The sequence below is a fragment of the Streptomyces sp. NPDC058289 genome (assembly GCF_042880975.1).
Taxonomy (GTDB): domain Bacteria; phylum Actinomycetota; class Actinomycetes; order Streptomycetales; family Streptomycetaceae; genus Streptomyces; species Streptomyces stoeckheimensis.
This window is the reverse complement of the sequence record NZ_JBHVYI010000105.1, coordinates 20,604-27,779: the sequence shown is the minus strand read 5'-3', so window position 1 is coordinate 27,779 and position 7,176 is coordinate 20,604. Positions and strand designations below refer to the sequence as shown.

Annotated in this window: 4 protein-coding genes; 1 reads left to right on the top strand and 3 read right to left on the bottom strand. The window is 70.8% G+C overall.

Translation table 11 applies throughout. The annotated features are described in order from the left end of the window. Positions 1-133: 133 nt before the first annotated feature. Together ACFVX6_RS35170 and gmd are read right to left on the bottom strand one after the other, a co-directional pair. Entirely contained in the window at positions 134-2,911 is a 2,778-nt protein-coding gene (locus tag ACFVX6_RS35170) for a LamG-like jellyroll fold domain-containing protein (protein ID WP_389698486.1), read from the bottom strand. 252 nt (positions 2,912-3,163) lie between these two features. Then, positions 3,164-4,177, bottom strand: a complete 1,014-nt coding sequence (gene gmd / locus ACFVX6_RS35165) for a GDP-mannose 4,6-dehydratase (RefSeq protein WP_389698484.1) — start codon at positions 4,175-4,177, stop codon at positions 3,164-3,166. Between the two features lie 450 nt (positions 4,178-4,627). On the opposite strand from gmd, the gene ACFVX6_RS35160 reads away from it, so the two are divergent. Further along, on the top strand, positions 4,628-5,575 hold the full coding sequence (locus tag ACFVX6_RS35160) for a GDP-L-fucose synthase family protein (protein WP_389698482.1): 948 nt from the start codon (positions 4,628-4,630) through the stop codon (positions 5,573-5,575). A gap of 54 nt (positions 5,576-5,629) precedes the next feature. Here ACFVX6_RS35160 and ACFVX6_RS35155 read toward each other — a convergent pair whose 3' ends face one another. Beyond that, a complete protein-coding gene (locus tag ACFVX6_RS35155) occupies positions 5,630-7,105 on the bottom strand; it encodes a sugar transferase (protein ID WP_389698480.1) in 1,476 nt (491 codons plus the stop codon). Positions 7,106-7,176: the final 71 nt, after the last annotated feature.

Here is a 7,176-nt window from a genome sequence, read left to right as displayed (position 1 = left end):
CCTCCATACTTTTATTTTCCGGGGGGTGGGGGGGCTTTTTTTTTTTAAATAGCCGCCCCCCCTCCTTTCGTGTTTTGGGGGGGGGGGGGGCCCGGGCCCCCCCGCCGCCCCCCCCCCGCACTCCGTCAAGCGGTTACTTCGCGCCGAAGGTGAGGGTCAGCTGCGGCTTGGCGTCCACGGCCGTGGACTCCGAGGACCAGATCCACAGCGGGTTGGTACCCGTGCTCGTCAGGCCCAGGCTGTAGCTGCTGCCCAGCACCGCGGAGAGCGCGGCGGTGTCCAACGACGTGCTCTGGACCGCCGAACCGTCCGGCACTCCCGCGAAGGAGCCGAGCGGGGTGGTGCCCAGGGTGGGCTTGCTGTTGAAGGTCGTGCCCGCACCGCTCCACGTACCGGTGACCGGGACCACGGAGACGGTGTCGGTGGTGCCGGCACTCGCCACGGTGGTGGTCTTGACCTGGAGGGACGCGGACTTCAGCACCGTGCCGGCCGGGGCGGCCGGGATGTCGAAGCGCAGGTACGTCTCGTAGGCCGAGGTGCCGCGGACGGCCAGCGACGCGGACGCGCCGTAGGCGGTGCTGGGGGCGCCCTGGTTGATGTAGGTGTCCTCGGTCGCGGTGACCTTGGAGACCGTGTCCGTGGCGGCCTTGGCCAGGTTGTAGTGGTTCTTGACCTGGGCCTCGGTCAGCACCTTCGGGTAGACGGCCGTCTCGTCGATCTGGCCGGCGAAGAAGTTGCTGGTCGGCCGGGACGGCCAGGAGGCGAGGTTGTCGCCGCCCACGTGCCAGTAGCCCTCGATCGCCTGGGAGCCGGTGACGTTCAGGGTGCCCTTGGACTGGCCGTCCACGTACAGCGCCATTCCGGCGGGACCCTGGGTGGCGACGACGTGGTGCCACTTGTTGTCGTTGTACGTGTCCAGCAGGCCGGTGGAGACGGTCTTCGTCGAGCCCGGGTTGACCCCGAAGAAGATCCGGCCGGTGTTGGTCATGTAGAGGTGCTTGTCGTACAGGTTGCTGTTGCGGTCCTGGTTGGTGCCGAAACCGAGCAGCTTGCCGCCGCGCGTGGTGTTGGTCTTGAACCAGGTCTCCAGCGTGTAGCTGCTGCCGACCGTCTGGCGGTGGTCGCTGTACACCTGCTGGCTGGTGCCGTTGAAGCCCATGGCCGTGCTGGCTCCGGTGATCGCGCCCGGGGTCTGGCGCAGCGCCGGGGCGTTGAGCTGGATGCCGCTGGTGTTGCCGGAGACCGAGGAGTCGGCCACGTACGGGCTGACGACGTCGTCGTAGCGCCAGTACAGGTTGGCGCCGTCCTCGCGGACCTGGTTGGGGTACGCGCTGACCGTGGTCGGGACCGAGACCGAGACGGTGGCCGACAGGGCGCTGGTGTTGCCCGCCGCGTCGGTGGCGGTGACCCGGTAGCTGTAGGACACGCCGGCCTTGACCGTGGCGTCCGTCCAGGAGGCCTGCTGGCGCAGCCACTCCAGGGAGTTCGCGCTGACGGTGGCGATCGGGGTCGCGGAGCCGTTGCGGTAGATGCGGTAGGTCAGCTTGTTGTCGTCCGCGTCGTAGCTGGCGCGCCAGCGGACCTGGACCTCGCCGGGCTTGACGCTGGAGACGCTTGCGACCGGGGTGGTCGGGGCGCCGACGTCGCCGGTGGAGGCGAAGCGGGTCAGGGCCTGCTGGGCCTTGCCGTTGATGAGGGTGAACTCACCGCCGACCCACATGTACTTGGCGGCGCCCTTCTCCGCGATGGCCATCACGCGCGGGCCGATGCCCTCGCCGAGGCCGTCGTTGGCGGTGGGGTGCCAGCCGAGCTTCGCCGGGCTGCGCACGAAGCCGCCCACGGCCGCGGGGGCGTCGAGGCCGCCGTTGCCCCAGTCGGTCAGCTGCGCCAGCAGGAAGTGGCGCTTGCCGTCGGGGAACTGGCCCTCGGAGGTGCAGTTGTGCGCGTGCGAGGAGCTGTAGAGGACTCCGTCGTACGGCAGCACGAACTGGGTCGCGCCCAGGCACTGGTCGCGCCACTTCTCGTTGAAGTCGGTGGCGAGGGCGACGCGGCCGTCGAAGCCGCCGGTGCCCTCGGCGCCGGTGTAGTAGCCCGTGGCGTCGGCCGTGATGGACTTGATGACCGACATCGAGGGGATGGTGCCGTACGTCTTGGCGACGGCTCCGGTGGTGGCGTTCACGACGGCGAGCGCGTGGCTCTGGGATCCGTTGACGGTGAAGAAGTCACCGCCCAGCAGGATGTTCTTGCCGTCGTTGCTGAGCTGGAGCGCGCGGCCGGGATCGTCGGCGTTGGCGACGAAGGGCTTGAGCGCACCGGAGGTGGCGTCGACCGCGGCGAACCGCTCACGGGCCGCGCCCTCGACGGTGCTGAAGTCTCCTGCCGCGTACAGGGTGGTGTCGGAGGCGACGAGCGCGCGCACCGTGGAGGGGAACTTCGGGTGGAACGAGGCCTTGGGGGTGCAGGTCGCGATGTCGATGGCGGCGACGCTGTTGACCGGGGTTCCGTTGACGGCCGCGAAGTAGCCGCCCGCGTACAGGGTCTTCTTGTCCTTCGAGACGGTGAGGGCGCGCACGGTCGCGCTGCCGTCGCCGATGGTGAAGGAGAGCTTGCAGGAGGTGGGGGCGCCGGTCGCCGCGTCGAGCGCGACGAAGTTCACGGCTTCCTGCTCCGCGTCGGCGCCGCCGGTGGGCGGGCGGACGGCGGAGAAGGTGCCACCGGCGAAGACGGTGCCGTTGGCCTCGGCCATCGCCCAGACGATCCCGTTGGGCTGCCACGTCGGCAGGTTGTCGGCGGTGAAGGCCACCGGCTGCGTGATGGCCGACGCCTCGGGTATCAGCACCAGGCCTATCGCGGTGCCGGCGCCGGCCAGTGACAGGGCGAGGGCAGCAGTCAGCCCTCTGGATCTACGCATGAGCCCCCCAGGGCAATTGCCCGGCTTGAATGGCTGGTTCGGCATCTATCGGAACAGCCATATGTACTGGCGCAGACTAGGGCTCAGCGAAGGGCCTGGTCACCACCCTTGACCCATTGCATACCAACTTGGAATCAACGGGTCCGGTGTGGATGGAGCACTACGGACATACGGCAGATTTGCCCTGGCCACACCCGCCGTTGGCTGCGCGAATGACCGGGACAGGGCAAATCGTAGGCGAAATATAAGGCCTCAGCGGTCGATGCGGACGCTGGCGCCCGCCAGTTGGTCCTCGACCTGGCGGATGTCGGAATCCACCATGATCCTGGCCAGCTCGGCCACCAGGACCGTCGGCTTCCAGCCGAGCAGATCGTGGGCCTTGGACGCGTCGCCGATCAGGGCGTCGACCTCGCTGGGACGCTCGTACTTGGGGTCGTAGCGCACGTGATCGTTCCAGTCGAGACCGGCGTGGGTGAAGGAGGCCTCGACGAACTCGCGGACGGTGGCGGCGACCCCGGTGGCCACGACGTAGTCGGTGGGCTCGTCCTGCTGGAGCATCCGCCACATGGCGTCCACGTACTCCGGGGCGTAGCCCCAGTCGCGGACGGCGTCGAGGTTGCCGAGGTAGAGCTTCTCCTGGAGGCCCGCCTTGATCCGGGCGACCGCGCGGGTGATCTTGCGGGTCACGAAGGTCTCGCCGCGGCGCGGGGACTCGTGGTTGAAGAGGATCCCGTTGACGGCGAACATTCCGTACGCCTCGCGGTAGTTCACCGTCGTCCAGTACGCGAACACCTTCGCGGCGCCGTACGGGCTGCGCGGGTGGAACGGGGTGGCCTCGTTCTGCGGGGGCGGGGTGGCGCCGAACATCTCCGAGGAGGAGGCCTGGTAGATGCGGGTGTCCACGCCGCTGGCCCGGATCGCCTCCAGCAGGCGCAGGGCGCCGAGGCCGGTCACGTCGCCGGTGTAGAGCGGGGCGTCGAAGGAGACGCGGACGTGCGACTGCGCGCCGAGGTTGTAGACCTCGTCGGGGCGTATCTCGCGGAGCAGGTTCACCAGGGCGACGCCGTCGGAGAGGTCGGCGTGATGCAGCACGAGGGAACGGTTCGCCGTCTGCGGGTCCTGGTAGATGTGGTCGATCCGCTCCGTGTTGAAGCTGGAGGACCGCCGCACGAGCCCGTGCACCGTGTAGCCCTTGGAGAGCAGGAGCTCTGCGAGGTACGAGCCGTCCTGCCCGGTGACGCCGGTGATCAGCGCGGTCTTGCCCATTGGGTCCCCCTGGGGATCGTTGCGGTGCGGTCGTGGCTGCGCCCCGGAGTGCGGGGCCGAGCTGTTCGGTTCGGGGCTGCGCCCCGGGTGTGGCTCGGGGCACGGCCCCGGAAGTGCCCCGGGGTCACGCCTCGTCGTGCGGGTCGGTGCCGAGCCCGGGTCGCGCCTCGGGCCGGGCCCCGGTGTTCGGGCCGGCCGCCTGATGCGGAGCGGGGCCGGGCCCGGGGTGCTGCGGGGGTTCCGCCCCCAGGGGGCTGGGGACGGGTACCGGATGGGTACCGTACACGTTCCGCCCGGAGCTCCTCCCGCCGGATCGGGCCCCCTCGCCCCCTTGCGGGTCGGTATGTACCGGACTCGCCGGTGCCACCCGAAATCCGCCTGCCCGCCGAGGCTTCCGGGGCCGGGACTCCCCCGTGAAACCGCGGACGGCGGACTGGCATCATCGGCGGTATGACAAGTTCGCCGTTCCTGCCCCCGAACGCCCGCGTCTTCGTCGCCGGCCACCGCGGCCTCGTGGGGTCCGCGGTCGTCCGCCGGCTCACCGCCGACGGGTACGAGGTGCTCACCCGCGGCCGCGCCGACCTCGATCTGCGCGATGCCGCCGCGACCGAGGCGTACCTGCGGGACGTCCGGCCCGACGCCGTCGTCCTGGCCGCCGCCAAGGTCGGCGGGATCATGGCCAACAGCACGTTCCCGGTGCAGTTCCTGGAGGACAACCTCAAGATCCAGCTGAGCGTCGTCGCCGGGGCGCACGCGGCGGAGGTCGGCCGGTTGCTGTTCCTCGGCTCCTCCTGCATCTACCCCAAGCTGGCCCCGCAGCCCATCAGCGAGGACGCCCTGCTGACCGGCCCGCTGGAGCCGACGAACGAGGCGTACGCCCTGGCGAAGATCGCCGGCATCGTCCAGGTCCAGTCGTACCGCAAGCAGTACGGGGCCTCGTACATCTCGGCCATGCCCACGAACCTCTACGGCCCGGGCGACAACTTCGACCTGGAGTCCTCGCACGTCCTGCCCGCCCTCATCCGCCGCTTCCACGAGGCCGCCGCCGAGGGGCGCGAGGAGGTCACGCTGTGGGGATCGGGTACGCCCCGCCGGGAGTTCCTGCACGTGGACGACCTGGCCGCCGCGTGCGCCGTGCTGCTGCGCGAGTACGACGGCGCCGAGCCGGTGAACATCGGCTGTGGCGAGGACCTGACCATCAAGGCCCTCGCGGAGACCGTCGCCGAGGTGACCGGCTTCCGCGGCAGGCTCGCCTGGGACACCTCGAAGCCCGACGGGACGCCCCGCAAGCTGCTGGACGTGACCCGGCTGCGCGGGCTCGGCTGGAAGCCCGCGGTCCCGCTGCGCGAGGGCATCGCCGCCACGTACGCCTGGTGGCGCGAGCAGGACAGCAGGTAGGGCACCAAGTAGGGCAGCGCGCAGAGCTGATCCCAAGGCGGGATCGCCGGTGGCTCAGTACGCTCCGCGACCGTCGACCACGGCGCGGAGCGTGCGACCCATGACGTCGACGTCACTGGTGAACGACCAGTTGTCCACGTACTGCAGGTCGAGCTGGATCGTCTCGTCCCACGAGAGGTCGGACCGCCCGCTGATCTGCCACAGCCCGGTCATCCCGGGCCGCACCGCGAGCCGGCGCAGTTCGACCTCGTCGTACTCGGCCACCTCCTCCGGCAGCGGCGGGCGCGGGCCGACCAGTGACATGTTGCCCGCCACCACATTGATCAGCTGCGGCAGTTCGTCCATGGACGTGCGGCGCAGCAGCCGGCCCACCCGGGTCACCCGGGGGTCGCGGCGCATCTTGAACATCAGGCCGTCGTTCTCGTTCGCCCCGGACAGCTCGGCCTTGCGCGCATCGGCGTCCACGACCATCGTGCGGAACTTCCACATGACGAAGGGGACCCCGTCGCGGCCTATCCGCCGCTGCCGGTAGAAGGCCGGCCCGCGCGAGCCGCAGCGGATCGCCAGGACCATCGCGAGGAAGGCCGGCGACAGCAGGACCAGTCCGAGCGCCGCGCCCGCCCGGTCCAGTACCGACTTCAGCAGGGGCTGCATGCCGCGGCTCACCGGCGGCGCCACCCGCAGTATGGCCAGGCCGCCCGCGGACAGGGTCTCCAGCCGCTTGACGGAGACCTCCACCAGCCCGGGGAAGACCGCCAGTTCGAGCCCGGCATCGTGCAGGGCCCAGGAGATCCGCCGCAGCCGCTCCCCCGCGAGCCGGGCACCCGGTGCGACGAGCACCAGGTCGGCGCGGTGGGCGGCGACGGCTCCGAGCACGGCGGCGGAGTCCCCGTTCGGGGACTGCGCCGTCGCGGAGCCGAGCCGCGCGGCCACGGGCACCCCGCTGTCCAGTCCGCCGGGGCCCACCGGGACCACGCCGACCACCACGTAGGGGTGGTCGGTGCGCGCGGCGAGGTGTCCGATGACGGACTCGGCGGCGTCGGGCTCGCCGACGACCAGGACCCGGCTCACCGCCTGGGCTTCGCGCCGGGCGGCGGAGAGGTGACGGTAGGTCAGCTTGTGGCAGGCGACGGTGACGAGCAGGGCGGGCACGAGGGCGCCCAGGGCGGACAGCCGGGGGGTGTTCTCGCCCGTGAGCACGCGGGCCACGGCGAGTACGCCGATCAGAATCAGCCAGTCGTGCAGGACCGGCAGAACTCCCCGGGATTCGCCGAGCGCGCGGCCCGCGTAGCGCCGGCGCATCAGCTGCACGCCGGTCCAGGCGAGGGCCGCACCGAGGGCGCAGAACAGCGGCCGTGCCTGCTGGGCGGCCTCGAAGACCAGGCCGACGGGGACTCCCACGCCGATCAGGTCCGCGGTGACCGCGGCGGGCAGGTACCAACGGGCCTTGTCGCGAAGGCCCCTGGCCGGCATGGCCGACGTCCTGGCCGCACCGGCCACTCTTTGCACAGGTATATGGACATGCCTCATGAGGCCCCCCTGGCACGTGGTCTATGACGGTGGCGCGAGTCCGCGGCTTCCCCAAACAGTGGACATCAGGC